Below are 17,553 nucleotides of genomic sequence, written 5' to 3'. Positions count from 1 at the left end.
ATTAAAAAAAATATCAAATTATAAAGTTTTATATCAGCCTGAAAATACTATTTCAAATGTTACCTTTCCCTTCTCTGTACTAACATATCCATAAAAACTACAAAACTATAAAAGGTATAATATTCGTTCCTACTAAAAATCGGCATACAGCCATATAGCAATGCCATGTAGGGTTATTATCCGATTTCACCCCTTAAACCAGCACTCTTTAAATAAAACACAATCTTTAGAAAATAACGAAAGCCCTACTCCACCTAAAAAGGGCAAATTGGAAACAACTTATAACATAACATTTTCTACAACAAATAAAAGGACATTTGGATCTTTCGATATTACCAAATGTCCTTTTCACATATTATCATCTATTTATTTTTTTCATTTATCTTCTCCAAAAAGCGGATCATCAGAGGTTAACATTATAGGTTTTTGGTTAAAAGCTTTTATCATACTTTCAGATGCATATTGCTTATCTACAACAAGACGAAACATATAATTCTCAAACCAACGATTAGTCATGATAAGATAACCATTATGCCCATTTTTAGATCCCCATGAATTTTCTACTTTCCATTTCTTAGGCTTTCCATTTTCATCTAAATCTACAGCCGTTAAAGTCATAGCATGAGTAGATCCACTATCAAAAGTAGATATACGTTCTGCTTTAGTCATTGTAAAGTCTGTATTGTACAATGTAGCATAATCATAATTCTCTGTGTCTAAAAAACCTAAATTACGATCTAACTGTTTCCCAACATCATAGCTTGAATACATTTTTCTCCCATCTTTTAATGAAGCTATTGCAAGTTTTGCTATATCATCTGTTGGCAGATTAAGGTATTTCCAGTTATGCCCATCATAGGTATGCCTGTCATACTCCACTTCATACGTCTTATAATATGGCCTTCGTGGATCATTCATAACCATAAGGAATGTACCATTTAACGTTGCTCCCACTGTTTCTTTATAAAACTCTTGCGGGGTATAAACCTTAGCTTTAGATACTTGCTTACCATCTTTATTCTTAAAAGCATAAGCAAATTTTTTCACAGGTTCTCCTAAAGACAAAGCAAGCATTCTATATATAGTGCCTAACATTTCTGTTTTTCGCGATTTAAGCTCTTTCTTCGATTTTTTACTTGCTACCATTCTCCTTAATTCTAACCCATATTCGCGTAGCTTAGAAGAAATAAGTTTTGCCATACGAGAGGTGTTTTCCGAAGAATAAGTTTCAGGCATAACCTCCATAGGTACTACTCCATATTTTTCTGTTAAATCTGCTACACCGCAGAAAGTTCCACCATCGGAAATAGGATTCTTAAGAAAAAATTGAACCTTAGGGTCTTCCAAAGGCTTGGAAGCATAGTCTATCATGCTTTGAAGCATTAAGTTAGATTTCTCTAATTGGTCATAAAAACTAAGATAAACATGTGAAAATTCTACCTTCAAGCTATCTTTATGAGCCAAAGCAAAACGAGAGCGCAATACGTTCAATCCCGAAAATAGCCAACAACGTCCTGAACTTTTCTGATTATGAATATTTTGCTTAGGAGTTTCTATACTAAAATAATCGTCAAAGAGAGTCTTGTTCTTAGTGTTGCGTGCAAGGTCATCTATAGAATTTGATGCCATTGCTGTAGCTATAGCCTTAAAACCAGACGATGTTATGTTACTCTCTATCTTTTGTAACATTTGCTGATCTATGCCACCATTACTTGTTTGTGCATTTACTGTAAGCGTTCCAAAAAGTAAAGTTGAGAGAATTAAAAATTTACTCATAAGTTTTTTTATTTATTCTTTTATTTATAACTATTTGCTTTACCGTAGATTTTATTTTACTCTACCTAAAACTCTATATAATGCAAAGATATACATTTATAATGATATAATCAAAGAGTTAAAAAAAGAAGTAGTCATAATTTTCTTTTTATTCCTCTAAAAGATATATAATCTCTTAAAAAAGAATTTCTGTTTTATAAACATTCACTCATACATAAAAACATCTATATCTCTTTTTACCTTTATTTAAAATAAAACATAACCTAACAAGAAAAGAAAAACTACTTTCTTAAATACAAAAAGATAACTTTAACTTAGAAAAATAACCTATTTTTATATCAAAAATAGATTAAATTTCCAACAAAAATAATTTATTTTCTTTACAAACACTTTATCTTTTTATAATAAACACACTATCATCTTTCTAATAAAAGAACACACCTTTTGCTATAAAAAAGCAAAAATATCAAATCCATGCTTAAAACCAAGAAGAATATTTATACAAAGACAAGCTACAGATATATTTGCAAAAGATTGACAACAGACAATTAACAATAATAAAAATCTTAAGTTTTAACACACATCAAACAGGAAGATACATATAAAACTACCAAGCATAATATAAGATGTTGCTGTGTATTGATGTAAAAAAGGTGAAGAGGTGTTCTTTTATAAGATTGGTGAGAAATTCTAAATACATTATTACACTTTTGTGTAATAATTAAGCTAACTACTCGTTTTTTTATTGTTGACATATCGAAATTTTAAAAAAAAAACTAATTTTGTAACGAAAACAATCAATTAGTAAGATTCAACTTCTATGTAACACAATAAAAAAATGGGCAATAAAATAATAACAGAAAAATCTTATCTAAAGATTAATCTTATGAAAAAATATCTTTTAATACTGTCGCTATATATAAGTTTTGTCACTGCCGTTAGTGCACAAAACATTTCTGGACAGGTAATTGGCACCAACGGTCAACCTTTAGAGTTTGCTAACATTGTATTATTACAACAGTCTGACAGTTCTTTTATTAAAGGAACCACAAGCAACAGCGACGGCACTTTCACAATACAACAGCCCAATGTAAAGGTATTTGTCCGTGTGTCTTATATTGGATATGCAACTAAATACTTAGAATCGCAACCCAATATGGGAAAAATAGTATTAAAGGCAGATTCAAGTACTTTATCAGAGGTCGTTGTTACTGGCCATAGAAATATGTTCAAAATGGGAAAAGAAGGCATTATTACAAATGTTTCTAATACCCCTTTAAGCAAAATAGGAACAGCTGAGGACGTGCTGAAATATGTACCCAGCATTTCTAAAAATAACGATGGCTTTAACGTCTTTGGTAAAGGCAAACCTACTTTCTACCTTAACGGCAGACAATTGCAAGACTTATCAGAGCTCTACCGCTTAAGTTCTGATAAAATAAAAAGCGTTGAGGTGATACAAAACCCTGGTTCACAGTATGATGCAACTACTCGTGCCGTTATAAAAATTCGCACTCTTCGCCCCAGCGGCGAGGGGTTCGGCGCAAGCGTACGTTCATCTTATAGTCAATCGCAGAACATCGATTTAAACGAGCAAATAGATTTAACATACTTTAAAAACGGATTCTATAGTTTTGCCACTTATAATTTCTCTAAAATTGACAACTACCAAAAATCACAAATAGAGCAGACTGTTAAAGCTGATAAGATTTGGAATAAAACCGATAAGCTCGAAGCAAGCGCCAGAAATAAAAATCATAACATAACAGTAGGGTTTAATTATGACATTAACAACAGACACAGCATGGGTATGAAATACACACTCTCATTCAGCCCATTAGATGTTATAGATACACATACAACAACATCAATACTGTCTAACAACATACCATCTGACAATATTGATACCCGCACACACATGAGTCATGACACCAGTCCTTCTCATAATATAAACACTTTTTACAATGGAATGGTTTGGGGCACGAATATAGATTTAAATATTAATTATATGCTTAGCAAAAACAGTAGCCAGCAAAACAGCGATGAAATTAGTGAAGCTACAATAAGCAAAATTAGTTCAAAAAGCTATATTAAAAACCAAATGTTAGCCGCGAAATTGGTGCTTGGCAGGCAGCTATTTGGAGGAAATATGCGTATCGGCATAGAAACTATCCACACTAATCGTAGTGATAATTACACCATAGACGGCACAGCTATCATATCAAACACTTATAGCACCTTAAAAGAAACACAGATTGCTCCTTTTGCCGAATATGAAAGAAACACACCCATAGGACAGATAAATGTTGGAACCCGTTATGAATATGTGGATTTTAAATATTACAACAATGGCATTTTAAAAGCTGATCAGAGCCGTTCTTTCAGCAATTTATTTCCCTATTTTTCGCTATCAAACAAAATAGGCAACACAATACTCAACCTTAGCTATACGGTTAAAACTAAGCGTCCCACATACAGACAGCTGTCAAACAATACCTTATACCTCAATCGTTTTACGCTTCAAACTGGAACCCCAACGCTAAAACCCGAACATATCCACGATGTATCGGCTATGGCTGCATGGAAAATGCTGCAATTCATGGTAAGTTGGCAGCACAATAATAATGCCATAATTCATTGGGACGAAGCTGAACCCGGCAATTCTGCCATTACTCGGCTTGAATACAAGAATCTTCATAGCTTAAACAGACTCTTGGCAAATATTGCCTTAGCACCCGCTTTTGGCTCATGGTACCCACAGCTTTCTGTAGGTATAATAAAGCAATGGCTACAACTGGAAACAGCTTATGGTACAGTTGCATTAAATAAACCTATTCTGCAAATAGGCTTCAACAACAGCGTGTCATTGCCTCATAACATAACTATAAACTTAGCAATGAACTATCAATCAAAGGGAAACTACCAGAATGTATACCTTGCCCGCTCCACTTATGCCCTCGATTTATCAGTTACCAAACTATTCTTTAAGGGCGCATTAGAAGTAAACGTTAAAGGTTCTGACCTTTTATATCTGCTCAAGGAAGCCAACTACCTCAACGGCAACCACATCTACATTCAGCAAACCAATCGACATGACAGTCGCGAGGTTGGTATCACACTACGTTATAATTTTAATCTGTCAAAGAACAGCTACAAAGGAAGCGGAGCTGGTAATTCAGAGAAATATAGAATGTAATAAAGTCTTCGCTTTATGTACTGCAAATTTAGAACTATTCTCCATTATTATGGTATTTATACGCTTCTTGTAGTGTAACACTGTTGCCTACGCACTTAATTAGCTAACAGATAGTACTTTTCTCATTGAGAAAGTTTAGAGTTATGAAGAAACTATTATTGAAACTTCACACTATAGTGAAGATAATATGGTTGTAACAGCATTGCATCTAATTCATTTCATAGTGTTATATTATAAATGCTTTAACGATACTGCAATGTTCTATTTTTTTTATCATAATCCTATAATAAGATAAGGCTAAATACGTATTAATTTGATTCAACAAACAGATTAAGAAAATATTTTCTTTAAATAAACTTTGGTCATTCCTAAGTTTTTTCTTAACTTTGCACTCGTTATTCAAAACAACATAAACAAATGGCGGGATAGCTCAGTTGGTTAGAGCGTCGGATTCATAATCCGGAGGTCCGGGGATCGTAGCCCCGTCCCGCTACAAAGGTCATAAAGTTGCTGTATAGGCTAATTGAAAAAAAGAGAATAAATATTTATTTCTCATATTAGTTCTGTTTATATATTGTTACAGATAAATTAATCAATTAATTCCTTTTTGCAGCTTCCTTTCAGATAATTAGGGCGTTTAGCTCAGTTGGTTTAGAGCATCTGCCTTACAAGCAGAGGGTCGGCGGTTCGAATCCGTCAACGCCCACATTAAAAGAAAGTCTAAATATAATTATCTGAAAAACTTTTCAGGGCGTTTAGCTCAGTTGGTTTAGAGCATCTGCCTTACAAGCAGAGGGTCGGCGGTTCGAATCCGTCAACGCCCACATAAGATTAGCCTTACAATTTTATTGTGAGGCTTTTTTTGTTTTATTAATTAATAAGAATATATATATATATGACACATGGACATGAAGTTCTCCACATGATGGAAGGACATAAATATGAAAGCAAAGAACAGTTAATTGAAGCTATTATTAAAACTTTTGGAGCAGAAGAACGTTTTTATACTTGCTCAAGCACTGATATGAGTGCAAGCGAACTTGTAGATTTTCTTATAAAAAGAAGGAAATTTACACCTTTAGATGATAAAACTTTTACAGTAGATACTACGAAAATTTGCAATAATTGATGCTAATTTCATAGCTTTTATATATTTTTTCGCTTCCAAAGGTGCTTATAAATATTTCATCTTTGCATTATATGTTAAAATTATATATTAACGATAAAAATAACTATCTTATCGTTTCTTCATTTTTACAAATAGAGTAATATAAATCAATTCTGATAAAAGATAAAATAATTTTATATTACTGACAAGTAACAACTTTTATAAATTTCCAAAATTATGGCTGATACTGCTCACAAAGTACCAGCCTTTTGGATATTCTTTTTACTACTATGCAATATAGCTTAAATAGTCCACCCTTAAAAGCCTAATATTCATCTGATTCATAGTATATTATGCTATAAATTATTTGCAAATATCTGCAAGTTTTTGTACCTTTACATTATAATTCTTGCAGATATTTATGCTTAAACGTACATCCAAACAGCTCTCTATGTTCTCTTCTTTAGAGGACATGCTTAGTCATCAACATCCCCTTTTCCAACTTAGTAATAAGATTAATTGGGAACGTTTTGAAAATGCTTTTTCTCCTTTGTATTGCAGCAACAATGGTCGCCCGGCTCATCCTATTCGCCTGATGTGTGGTCTTTTAATTTTAAAACATTTGCGTAATGTGTCAGATGAAATGGTTGTTTTTCAATGGAGTGAGAATGCTTACTACCAATACTTCTAAAGTAATATCAATATTTGTATGTAAAGGTACGACTTTTTTTTGAAAATACGCAAGTAATTAAGTGATTAATAATAAGTTAATTTATAGAACGTCCCTTATTAGAAGTCTTTTTCGACTCCTCTATCGGGATTGATTTTAAGTGCATTTCTGACAGGGCGAAAAGAATGAGTAGGCAAGGAACTCAACCCGAATTGTGATGGAATACCCAAATCTCTGATTTGCGGAAGGCAGCCATTACAATTCTGGAGTAGTAGCGAAGCGGTACTTGAACCCAATTCGGGCACCGTACCTTTGCACTGTCAATAGTGACAAACAACAATTAAATCTCTACATCATGCCAATTATGATCAATCGTGAGAAAGAGATGTTTCGTATCTCGCCCAAAGACAGTAAGAAAATCGAGTATTCAACCAATCAAGGTCGCACTTGGATAGTTCGCTATAGCGGTTCGTCGAACACTGGCGCCTTCAGCGACTTGATGGATGCCGGCAAGGAAATCCTTGGAACTATAAACAAGTGGTTGTACTATTCAGCCAATGATGGTAGAACTTGGATTTGTCGTAAACGTGGATAATATGAACTTAAAACAGAAAAGCGTATGAAAAAGTTATCGAATGAATTCATGGAGAAGATTCTCAATGATTCAGCTTGGAAAGAGCTCTCTGAAAGCTTTGAATGGACTGAGCAGATGCTTGACAAGCATAAGAACCAAGTAAATTGGAAATTGATTTCCCAAAACAGTAACATCGTATGGACACTTGCCCTGCTGGAAAAGTTCAAAAGACTCATTGACTGGAAGGAGCTTTCAAGCACAGGGTGCGAAACCATTCTCACTGGGGATACTCTTGAACAGTATAAAGACTACTGGGGTTGGTCAGAGTTGTCTGAAAATACAGACCTCGAAATGAACTATCAGTTGATTGATAGATTCATTGATCAATGGGATTGGCCTGAACTCATTAACCGTTGGCATGAGGATAATCTCTACAACATCGACTTCTTGGAGCGTTATGCAGATAAGATTCCGTCAAGCAAGTTACAGGATTCTCGCCTCTGGACAGTCCTTGTTGAACAGAGAGAAAAAGAATTGAAGTTAGAAGTGATTGCGTAAGATGAAGAATCATTTCTATTACCACGCGCCAACAGAAGAGGACATCAAGGAGGTAGCAGATGAACTTGGTCTCTTCCGAAATGGTCATCATTTGTTGGCGTGTGATATAAATGGCGTAAAAGTCATGATGAGAAGTGCGGCCAACTTCATTTTGGTTGAAGGCATTGGCAATGGTTCCGGACGTTTGTCTAATGTCATAGAAGATGCTAAAATTCGCTGCTGTGGAACGGCCAAGCCGTATACACTATTCAGTACCGATAAACTACTGCTTCATATTGAATACAATAGCGAGAAACCGTTATTAGTCGATGAATTAGCGGAGGTGAATACTTTTGTAGACATGTTTGAGAAGGAGGTACTCCTTATTACAGACATGGCTATTGATAATGAGAACGTGAAAGGTGAAACTATTATAGTGCGCATCTTGGCAACAAACTTAGCAATAAAATAAGCCTTATGGATCATGTAGTCAGAATGTGTGATTTGAGTTTCGACCCAAAACTCTTCGAATCGTTCAGCTACGGAACAGCCTTGGATGAGTTGCTTAGTTCTCATTGTGGGTTGCCTCGTGGTGTGAACTACATGATTATAGGCAACCCCGGTGTGGGTAAGACTACCATCATACTGGATATGTTGACAAATATGCAAAACCATTATCCCAAGGCACGTATACTTTTTATTAGTACCGAGATGAATGAAATAGATCTCACCGTTTATGTGGAGCACTATCCTAAATTCCAAACATTGCCTATTCTATTCGTGGAAACGGATTTCGACAATGAGATTCACAAATGGGAGGTAGTAAAAGAGGTTGTGGAACAGGGTTGGGACATTGTAGCCATCGACTCTTTTTACGAACTACAGGGCATAATCAAAGATGAAGAAAACATCCGAATGAAAGATGCCGAGAGTTGGCTTCTACAACTCATCAAGAAGCAAAACAAGGCACAAAACGACCGTCACCTTAATTGTACGTTTCTCACTATCCAGCAAGTGACCAAGTCGGGCAATTTTGTAGGTTCCAATCGTTTGAAACACTCTATAACGACCATGATGGAACTGCGTTTGGAGAATCCAAAGAACATTTATTCCGACCGCTACATCACCTTTTCCAAGCATCGTAGAGGAGATGTTGACGTAAAACTCTTCTATAGCCTGAGTAGTACGGGGGATGTTTCTTTTGATGAGCAGCGCTTTCGTCAGGACCAACGTATTAAGCACATGCAAAGCGAAGTTGCCGGACAAATTCGTGACTTCGCTGACCAATTTGATAAACTATTCACTCCAGAATGATATGAACAACTCAAATATTCAACAAGAAAAGCAACGCTTTATGAATGGGCTATGGGCACAGAAGACCATTGAGCTCAGCGAACTCCAGCATGTGGGTGAAAAGTATTTGCTCTCAATGCCATTGAACTACCCGCAGACGATAAATTCACTTCCTCGTATGACCAGACACTAGGGATAAACAGCAGCCAACGTGCCATGGTGAAGGAAGCATCTGGCGAGACTGGATTGACGAATTACCGCAACTATATCAATGTAGCTTCCAACCTGCAGAAACCTAAATCGGTGGTAATTATAGCTTCGCCAGAGAACCATCAACTTGCCGAAATCGTACCCATTGTTGATGAATATATTTCGCCTACCGTTTTCTTTGCTTTTGCTGAAATGATGGCCGATGAAACAGGTTATCAAATTTCAGACGTAAGGTTCAACAATGCTGGAAAGCCACGTATTACGGTGGTCTATACCAATCCTAATGGAAGAACACATAGATTTGAACCAGGAGAAGACTTCATGATGGATGGATTCTATCTCACATGGACTCCAACCAATGTGGAACTGGGACATTATTACGAAAGGTTAGTCTGCTCAAATGGACAAACAGTGAAGGAATAGCGAAAGGATAACACTGTCTATAAACTTTCAGCCAACGAAATACATTCTATAATCGGGAAGGTGAAAAACAAGTCATTTTTCGCCATCGGCGTTGAGCAGTTTGGAAAGTTACTGAAAAGAGCTTCCTCTTCCAGAATGTAATTAGCAGAAATGAAAAGAGCACAGAAAATCCTTATTGCCGAAAATATTAATGCTGAAAAAGCTGAACATCTTATACCGTATGCAGAAGTGTGCTCCTCATATCAAAATTGCCGGTCTTTACGATGCTAAAAAGGAACATCTGATGAAAGGAGAAGGTACTATATGGGATACGTACAATGTACTAACCCAGTTCGCCAGTCACACCACTATATGGAAACCTAATGATCATCGGCGTATAGCCATTATGAATGGTGCTGTAGGGTTGCTGAAACAAGAACCTGACATTATAAACTACCTCGACATCTACTGATATGGATACGCCTTTTATCAAATACATCACTGATACCCAACTCTATGATGATGTATTGGCAAGAGTTGCGTCGGTCAAACATACATTATGGATAGGAACAGCTGACATCAAAGATGTATATGTAAAGGCTGGTGCAAAAGCAATGCCTTTACTTGCTGTACTTGACTTATTGGTTAAACGTGGGATTGCAATCCGTATTCTCCATGCCAAAGAGCATGGACCTGCCTTTCGAGATGACTTTGATAAATTCCCAGCATTGTGGCCGGCCTTGGAAATGACCCTATGTCCACGCATTCATTTCAAACTAATGATATTCGATATGGATACAGCCTACATCGGCTCAGCTAACTTGACAGGAGCTGGAATAGGTATGAAAAGCGCTCAAAGAAGAAACTTTGAAGCAGGTATTCTCACGAACGAGCCTTCTTTGGTAAACGCTGCTATTGGACAGTTTGATGAAGTTTGGCGTGGAGATTACTGTGCAAAATGTGGACGGAAGCAGTTTTGCAAAGGGCGAATACGTTAAAAATCAACGTCTAAAGCAAAGCTTTTATCCTATGCCACAATATTTCATAGGATATTATATACCTTTGTAAGCAAACAATAACAAATAGCGTATGGCAGCAAATATCTTTGGCCGTTACATATGGCTGATAGAACAATTCAGGCGATATGGCCGACTGACCTAAGAGGAGGTAAATGACCTCTGGCATAGAAGCGGGTTGAGCTATGGGGACGATGATGATCTCGCCCTCCGCACTTTTCATAACCATCGCAAAGCCATCTTCGACATTTTTGAGGTGGAAATCGCTTGTGACATCAAGGGTGGTTATAAGTATTATATCGACCATTCCGAAGACTTGGAGAAAGATAATCTTCGCATTTGACTCATTGATTCCTATACGGCTATGAATCAGATTCAGGCAGATCGAAAACTGAAAGGACGTATCATTTTCGAGAATGTTCCTTCTGGTCACAAATGGCTCAATGTCATCACCGATGCGATGCGTAATAATCAGGTGCTCAATGTCACGCATCAAGGTTTTGGAAAACCTGAGCCTTGGTATTTCGACATCGAGCCTTACTACCTCAAAGTAGTGAAGCGTCGTTGGTATGTATTGGCTCGAAGTCCGTATTACTCCAATCGCAATCGCCAAAAAAACAAAGAAGATAGTGGCGACCGTCCAGAAGATGTATATATGGTCTATGCACTCGACCGCATTCTCGACTGACATCCTACAGGCTCATCTTTCCAGATGAAGGAAGACTTCGACATCGATGAATACTTCCGTGGATGCTGTGGTATCATCCATTCTAAAGAAGAGCCCATAAGAGTTATGTTGAAAGCCTACAATGGTGGTCCTGATTATCTTCGTACCCTACCAATACACGAGTCGCAACGTGAGCTTGTAGAACTGAAGGATGATGAAGCTTCCTATTTTGAGCTGACCGTACGCCCAAACTATGACCTATATCAGGCCCTATTGGCTCAGGCCGATCAAATTGAAGTACTTGAGCCGGCATCGGTGCGTAATGAGATGCGCAACTTTGCCAAGAACCTGATGTCGTACTATAAAGAGAAAGAGCAATGAAAGACAGATTAAATTTTATCGCCATCGACTTTGAAACGGCTACACCTAAACATGCCTCCATCTGCGAGGTGGGCATCTGCGTGGTACGGGGTGGCGAAGTGGTAGAAACTCGCTCTTGGTTGGTACAGCCAGAAGAAAATCTATATAGCTACTGGAACATGCAATGCCACGGCATTCGACCTGAAGATATAGAGAATTCACCTTCCTTCCCAGAAGTTTGGGAAGAGATTGAGCGCCTATACCTCGATGAGTTTAACACCTTCGTAGCGCACAACGCTCCCTTCGACCGCAGCTGCCTTGAACACTCTGCAAAACTTTATCGTCTGCATTTACCCGAAATCAACTGGCAGTGCTCGTTAAAGACAGCCCGACAGGTGTACGACTTCGGCTGCAACACCCTCGACTACCTGTGTGAGCAGCTCGGCATCCCTGAAGGTACCCACCACCGTGCCGGCGATGATGCGGAGATGTGCGCACGGCTGTATCTCAAAGAATTAGAAGAACAAATGTAACAGAAATACTATGCTATATATAAACAATTGGAGCATAAAAGAGCTCAAAAAACATTTTTGTAGCTATAAGATAGATTCCTGGAGTCCACCAGGGTCATGGCAGACATCACGTCATATCCAAATCTTTATTGATGGTTATGACGATGATTTACATTATGAATATCGTATTGATAGCCATTGGAACGGTCGCGTGGAGCTTCATTTTGAAGGAGATTGGGATGCTAAATACGGTGCCCTAATTGATCGACTAATGAATGCGACACAAAACTGTGAAGAACTAACATGGTCTGAGTGGACTTATGGTTATCGTTGCCAACATTCTAAGAAAATAAATTCAATAAATGAACTGTTCCAAATCATGACTTATATGATGGAACTTTTTGATGGACTATTGAAGTGTTCTGCATCAACGATGCCTGCAGATGTGAAAACAATAGCCTGTGATGGTGTACTGCCTCAAGACGAAATAGTTGATATCTTTGAGCAAAATTTGGATAACGTATTACGTCTTCCTTTGTCTATCCCTAATTATCAAAGAATCTATTGTTGGGAAGAAAGCAATGTGAAATGTCTACTCGACGACGTGTTTGAGCATATCAGTAATACCAGCGAAACGCCTTATCGTTTAGGTACTATTATTCTTCATGCACATGGCGGTAAGTATGATATAATAGACGGACAGCAACGTCTTGTCACCTTAGCGCTACTTCTATCTGAAATAGGTGTGAATACTAGTCTCCTTAATGAAAAATTTTCGTCTCAACGCTCCATTGATTATGTAGCTTATAATAAACATCTCATTCATGAGTATGTGCAACACCGTCTGAGCTTACGAGAACTGAGCGAGAAGTTGTTATGCCAATTACAATTTAGCGTACTTGTTCTTCAAAACACCTCTATCGATTTAGCTTATACTTTCTTCTCTAATCAAAACTCCCGTGGTGTTGAACTCACTGATTATGATCTTTTGAAAGCACATCACCTCAGATATATTCCATCTACTTGCGAGCAGCAATCGAAACTTGTCGCTGAAATCTGGAACAAAATGATAGAAAATGGTAGGCAAGATGATAATCAAACAACTGTGCCTGACTATGTACGAACGCTTGATACTTATATCTATCGCCTCAGAAGATGGATGCGTAAGAAAGAATGTGACGATAGTATGAGCAACTACAGAGTGAAGAAAGAATATGAAGCAGCACCAATCGTTGAAGAAATACCTCCTTTTGGTGAACGATTCTACTTCAATGAGCCCATCCAAGGTGGAACGCATTTCTTCTCATACGTTGAACAGCACTTAAGCAAGTATCACCAGTTCAACCAAACGATAGAATACAAAACGCTTCACGCAACTATCCAAGGCGGCAGCCATCAATGGTATCGCGACATCATTGAAAGCATCCTGTTCTGCTATTTCCTCAAATTTGGCAATTTCTATCTATCAGATGCGCTTGTCGTAATAATGCGCATTCTGCTTCAACATCGATATGTTAGTCAGAGAGCAATTAAGTCATCAATAGTACAGTATGCAAGTGATTCCGAGTTGGTGCTCATTATCGACCAAGCCACCTCACCTACATTCTTCCTTGCCAAAGCAAGAAACATTGCCAAAGAGCTTTCTTATCCAACGCGGCAAAACATGTCGCCAATAATGCGTGCCATGAGACTGAAAGCCTCAAACATCGCCAAGCGTTTGAAAAGCAAGATAATTGTTGAATCCTTTAAAAATTTAAATCGATGAATTATACACCACATACCATTACCGAAAATAAACTTTTCTACTCTATTCCAATTTATCAGCGACTTTTTGAGTGGGACACGGATAATATTGTTACGCTTCTTGAGGACTTAAAAAAAGCGTTTGAACTCTCAGATGGCAAAGACGATTATTATATTGGAATGCTCACCTCGACCAAAGACAATGAACTTGTGGATGGACAACAGCGATTCACTGTAATGATACTGTTAGGAAGTGTCCTACAAGTCTACGATGACGAATGGAAAAAGTTCCTCATCGTGGATAATAAAGTGCGTATCAACTTTACCGCCCGTCCGTTGGATAATACCTATCTCGGTTTTTTAATAGATTTGGATAAAGAGGATTTTGGAAAATCTCAGAATGACAAGATGGCCAATGGGTATTTGCAGATACAACAATTTATACAGGATGAGGAAAAATTTCCATTACATGATCAGAAAGCTTTTGCTTCATATGTGTACTATCATTTGAGCTTCTTCATCTCAAACCTACCTGATGGCTACAGTCCTAGAGACCTCAACAAATACTTTGAACGTATGAACACCTCTGGCAAGAATCTTGAGCAACATGAAATTCTCAAAGTGAAACTATTGAGCTGCTTAGATGGAGACATTGATAAGTACATGGTGCTTTGGAATAAGATTTCAGATGTTGATACGTTGTTGATTAGAAGAAGAAAGGATGAAAACCTTGCGGAAAACAAGCGTCAGGCACTAAAAGCGTCTGTAGCAGAAATTATTAGTAACAATCTCATTAACGGCATACAACTAGAGGAGGCTGAAAATGAGCTTCCAATAGCTCAAATTTCTCCATCTGCTTCGGCTCCAAAAACGGAGCGCGAGATTAACAAAGATTCTCGGTGTTCCTTGTCTTTTCCGTACTTATTGCTTCAAGTGCTCTATCGTCAGTTGGATAAGAAGATTAATTGTAAAATAAATGATTTTTTCAAGCCGAGCAACTTACTAAGTATCTTTGAAGAATACTTGCCATTTAGCGGTAATGATGTGAATAAAGAGGCTATCAAGACTTTTTTGGAAAATCTCGTAAGAGCCCGTTTAGCACTTGACATATGCTTCGTTCGTCCAACAGACTATGGTTATTCTTTGGATTTAAATCAAGATGAAGACAACGCAGCGTTAAAGGAACTAATGATGCTTCAATCCATGATTTTTGTGTCATCCTCTAACTATACCCATTACAGATGGTTCAACTGGTTAATGGACGAAGTGGAGAAATACGGAATGCCAAATGTGGAACAATTCAAAGCATCACTCCTTGACATCATTGATAAGGAGTTCCCGTTACCACCTTACGAAGATCTTACCTATAATGGTGACAACCGATATTGGTTCTGGCGCTTAGATTTCTATATCTGGCAACATCGAAAGGAGTTGTTCGACAAAGACTCTCCAGAATTGAATATTGTGGAAAACTATATCTTCAAGCGAAATCGTAGCATTGAACATGTTGCTCCTCAAACGCCACAAACAGACTCAACGATAAAATGGGGTGATACAGCTGAAGATACCACGCTTCGGGATAGTTTTGGCAACCTCGTGATGATTTCGCAAGGTCTCAATTCAGCTTTGAGCAATGCATCTTATGAAATAAAGACCGCACATGTTCAGTCTTACTATAATGGTTCGAAATCAGGCACTATAGAAAGTTTGAAGCTATTGATGATTCATAAGGATTATCCATCTGGTTGGAATAAAGACACGATTATCGAACATGGCAAGAAGATGTATGAGTGGCTCGAAAAATCTTGTGTGAAAAATAATAATTAGGGTTGCATAATTGAAGGGGCCGACTCATCACGAGCAAGCCCCTTCTTGATTGTTAGACCTAAAAAATCATTAAAATGAAGTATATTGCTGTCCGGTAAAACTTTTTCAAACAAAATAAATTAGGGCTGACACATCTCACGAGGCATCAGCCCTTTTGGTTATCTTTGTTTTCTCAATATAATAAATACCCCAGTTCGAGTTAAGCCGTCTATATTTTGATAAGTTAGGAGCATTATTCCTTGTTAGAATCATGTGCACGATAATACATCCCACTCTATCATGAATGGGATATGATTTAGATAAAAAATGTTGCTTAAAACAACGCTAACTGTTTAGTGTCTTCTATGCAATATCCCTGGAGAGCTTCTTGCTTGTTTTCAAAGAAGCAGTATACCCCCAAGGCAGATACAAGATTCATGATAAAGTTTGTCACAAACCTATGGCGTGAATGTACAATTTGGGCAGTGTTTTTCAGAAGATCATTGATGGTTTCTATGATATATCTTTTGCGCAGCATCATTCTATCATAAAAGGCATGAGTTTGTTTTTCATATTTACCCTGAGCCCCGTCACCAACTGAAGACCATCTTCAAAAAGAAAGTCAAAAAGTTTTTGTGATATGTATCCTTTATCAGCGAACAGCTTGCCATACAGACGTTTGACAAGAACCTTGAAAACCTTTGTATCTTTGTCACTGACATTTGCTCCAGTAAGAACGAAAGCTATGATTTCCCCTCTGTTATTACATGCCAGACGAAGTTTGAATCCGTGACACCAGCCCATTGTTCCTTTCCCATTTGTTGCAACACCTTTGAACACCTTGTTGGCATAGCGTCTAAGATTGTGGCATACAGGAATCATTGTTGAGTCAACAAATATAATACCTATACATCTTCCAAATGCACGCAGATTAAGAAAGAACATAAGAGGGAAAAACACTCTACTTTCAAGTTCAACAAAACGGTTGTAAGAGACAGCGTTAGGGAAGTACGTCTTAAAAGTCCCCTTGATGAAGAATAGATAATAGTGCTTGAAATTACGAAATGTTCCGAAATGGAAATACAATAAAATAGTCATGATTTCGCTGTCGGACAAGGAAGCCTTACGCCTTCTACGCTTCGTGGTATCGTCACCTAAAAGCAGTTTCCCGCCATTTTCAGCTTCAAAATGTTTGCAAAAATCATCTATAACACAGAATAATTCTCTAATTTTATAATAGGTAGTCTGCATAAGTATATTTATAACTGTTTGATTATTAACTATAAAGGTACAAAATATTTATGAGACTACCTTATTCTTTATTTACTTTTTTGCGTTTTCTTATCCCGAACTAAGGTAATAATGGAAGTGAACGTGGAATACGCAAGCTAAAAATCAAACTGAAGAACTCCTGTACATTTCGTTCAGACTTCGGAGCAGACGCTTTCCTTGAACTTCATTCGATTGTAGAAACTGCGAAGAAGCACGACAAAACTCCATATAATGCGATTCAAGCCTTATTTAGTCGTCCCTTAAAAACTATATTTCAGCATAAAGTTTGTATTGACAAGCTTTATGCTGATTCTTTTTATAAGGTACAAAAGAACTCTCATAGCTCTTTTGAAGTTATATGCTGCCGCAACTAATAATACATTGATAGCATCTCCTTTCACACCTTTATAA

Annotated in this window: 15 protein-coding genes, 3 tRNA genes and 4 pseudogenes; 19 read left to right on the top strand and 3 right to left on the bottom strand. The window is 37.3% G+C overall.

Annotated features, from left to right (window positions below; translation table 11 throughout):
• Window positions 1-375: 375 nt before the first annotated feature.
• Window positions 376-1,776 (bottom strand): C1 family peptidase, encoded by a 1,401-nt coding sequence (locus tag AC1DCD_RS06020; RefSeq protein ID WP_464640837.1) that lies wholly within the window; start codon window positions 1,774-1,776, stop codon window positions 376-378.
• An 838-nt stretch (window positions 1,777-2,614) separates the two neighbouring features.
• Here AC1DCD_RS06020 and AC1DCD_RS06015 point away from each other — a divergent pair.
• The 18 genes and pseudogenes from AC1DCD_RS06015 to AC1DCD_RS05930 all read left to right on the top strand — a co-directional run bounded on the left by AC1DCD_RS06015 (window position 2,615) and on the right by AC1DCD_RS05930 (window position 15,891).
• On the top strand, window positions 2,615-4,972 hold the full coding sequence (locus AC1DCD_RS06015) for an outer membrane beta-barrel protein (protein ID WP_464653006.1): 2,358 nt from the start codon (window positions 2,615-2,617) through the stop codon (window positions 4,970-4,972).
• A 419-nt stretch (window positions 4,973-5,391) separates the two neighbouring features.
• Window positions 5,392-5,465: transfer RNA gene (locus tag AC1DCD_RS06010), tRNA-Met, on the top strand.
• Between the two features lie 138 nt (window positions 5,466-5,603).
• A tRNA-Val gene (locus tag AC1DCD_RS06005) sits at window positions 5,604-5,678 on the top strand.
• 43 nt (window positions 5,679-5,721) lie between these two features.
• Window positions 5,722-5,796, top strand: a tRNA-Val gene (locus tag AC1DCD_RS06000).
• 71 nt (window positions 5,797-5,867) lie between these two features.
• A complete protein-coding gene (locus AC1DCD_RS05995) occupies window positions 5,868-6,101 on the top strand; it encodes a YecH family metal-binding protein (protein WP_008446801.1) in 234 nt (77 codons plus the stop codon).
• Window positions 6,102-6,501: 400 nt separating this feature from the next.
• Window positions 6,502-6,768 (top strand): annotated as a pseudogene (locus AC1DCD_RS05990) (transposase); the annotation flags it as partial.
• A 601-nt stretch (window positions 6,769-7,369) separates the two neighbouring features.
• Entirely contained in the window at window positions 7,370-7,882 is a 513-nt protein-coding gene (locus AC1DCD_RS05985; RefSeq protein WP_464640833.1) for a hypothetical protein, read from the top strand.
• A gap of 1 nt (window position 7,883) precedes the next feature.
• Window positions 7,884-8,333, top strand: coding sequence for a hypothetical protein (locus tag AC1DCD_RS05980; RefSeq protein ID WP_464640831.1), 450 nt, complete (start codon window positions 7,884-7,886; stop codon window positions 8,331-8,333).
• Window positions 8,334-8,338: 5 nt separating this feature from the next.
• Window positions 8,339-9,175: an RAD55 family ATPase gene (locus AC1DCD_RS05975; protein ID WP_464640829.1), complete on the top strand. Its 837-nt coding sequence runs from the start codon at window positions 8,339-8,341 to the stop codon at window positions 9,173-9,175.
• 195 nt (window positions 9,176-9,370) lie between these two features.
• Window positions 9,371-9,787: a hypothetical protein gene (locus AC1DCD_RS05970; RefSeq protein WP_353585607.1), complete on the top strand. Its 417-nt coding sequence runs from the start codon at window positions 9,371-9,373 to the stop codon at window positions 9,785-9,787.
• Window positions 9,788-10,007: 220 nt separating this feature from the next.
• Complete coding sequence (locus tag AC1DCD_RS05965) at window positions 10,008-10,238, top strand: hypothetical protein (protein WP_353585606.1); 231 nt, start codon at window positions 10,008-10,010, stop codon at window positions 10,236-10,238.
• A gap of 1 nt (window position 10,239) precedes the next feature.
• Window positions 10,240-10,764, top strand: coding sequence for a phospholipase D-like domain-containing protein (locus AC1DCD_RS05960; protein ID WP_353585605.1), 525 nt, complete (start codon window positions 10,240-10,242; stop codon window positions 10,762-10,764).
• Between the two features lie 196 nt (window positions 10,765-10,960).
• Complete coding sequence (locus AC1DCD_RS05955; RefSeq protein ID WP_353585604.1) at window positions 10,961-11,125, top strand: hypothetical protein; 165 nt, start codon at window positions 10,961-10,963, stop codon at window positions 11,123-11,125.
• Window positions 11,126-11,146: 21 nt separating this feature from the next.
• A complete protein-coding gene (locus AC1DCD_RS05950) occupies window positions 11,147-11,470 on the top strand; it encodes a WYL domain-containing protein (RefSeq protein ID WP_464640826.1) in 324 nt (107 codons plus the stop codon).
• Between the two features lie 24 nt (window positions 11,471-11,494).
• On the top strand, window positions 11,495-11,830 hold the full coding sequence (locus tag AC1DCD_RS05945; RefSeq protein WP_464640824.1) for a WCX domain-containing protein: 336 nt from the start codon (window positions 11,495-11,497) through the stop codon (window positions 11,828-11,830).
• Window positions 11,827-12,342 carry a 3'-5' exonuclease gene (locus tag AC1DCD_RS05940; RefSeq protein WP_464640822.1) on the top strand — a complete coding sequence of 172 codons (516 nt, stop codon included), beginning with the start codon at window positions 11,827-11,829 and terminating at the stop codon, window positions 12,340-12,342. The genes AC1DCD_RS05945 and AC1DCD_RS05940 overlap by 4 nt, the downstream gene beginning before the upstream one ends.
• A 10-nt stretch (window positions 12,343-12,352) precedes the next feature.
• Entirely contained in the window at window positions 12,353-14,086 is a 1,734-nt protein-coding gene (locus AC1DCD_RS05935; RefSeq protein ID WP_464640820.1) for a DUF262 domain-containing protein, read from the top strand.
• The gene (locus tag AC1DCD_RS05930) at window positions 14,083-15,891 is read left to right on the top strand and encodes a DUF262 domain-containing protein (RefSeq protein WP_464640818.1); all 1,809 of its coding nucleotides are present in this window, start codon (window positions 14,083-14,085) and stop codon (window positions 15,889-15,891) included. The genes AC1DCD_RS05935 and AC1DCD_RS05930 overlap by 4 nt, the downstream gene beginning before the upstream one ends.
• A 313-nt stretch (window positions 15,892-16,204) precedes the next feature.
• Here the strand turns inward: AC1DCD_RS05930 and AC1DCD_RS05925 are convergent.
• Window positions 16,205-16,968 (bottom strand): annotated as a pseudogene (locus AC1DCD_RS05925) (IS982 family transposase).
• Window positions 16,969-17,228: 260 nt separating this feature from the next.
• On the opposite strand from AC1DCD_RS05925, the pseudogene AC1DCD_RS05920 reads away from it, so the two are divergent.
• A pseudogene (locus AC1DCD_RS05920) lies at window positions 17,229-17,393 on the top strand (IS66 family transposase); the annotation flags it as partial.
• Between the two features lie 9 nt (window positions 17,394-17,402).
• Here the strand turns inward: AC1DCD_RS05920 and AC1DCD_RS05915 are convergent.
• Window positions 17,403-17,553, bottom strand: a pseudogene (locus tag AC1DCD_RS05915) (IS5/IS1182 family transposase); the annotation flags it as partial.

Source organism: Prevotella sp. C0209C1 (assembly GCF_056583855.1).
The sequence above is the reverse complement of the archived record's forward strand: the minus strand, read 5'-3'. Positions and strand labels throughout refer to the sequence as shown.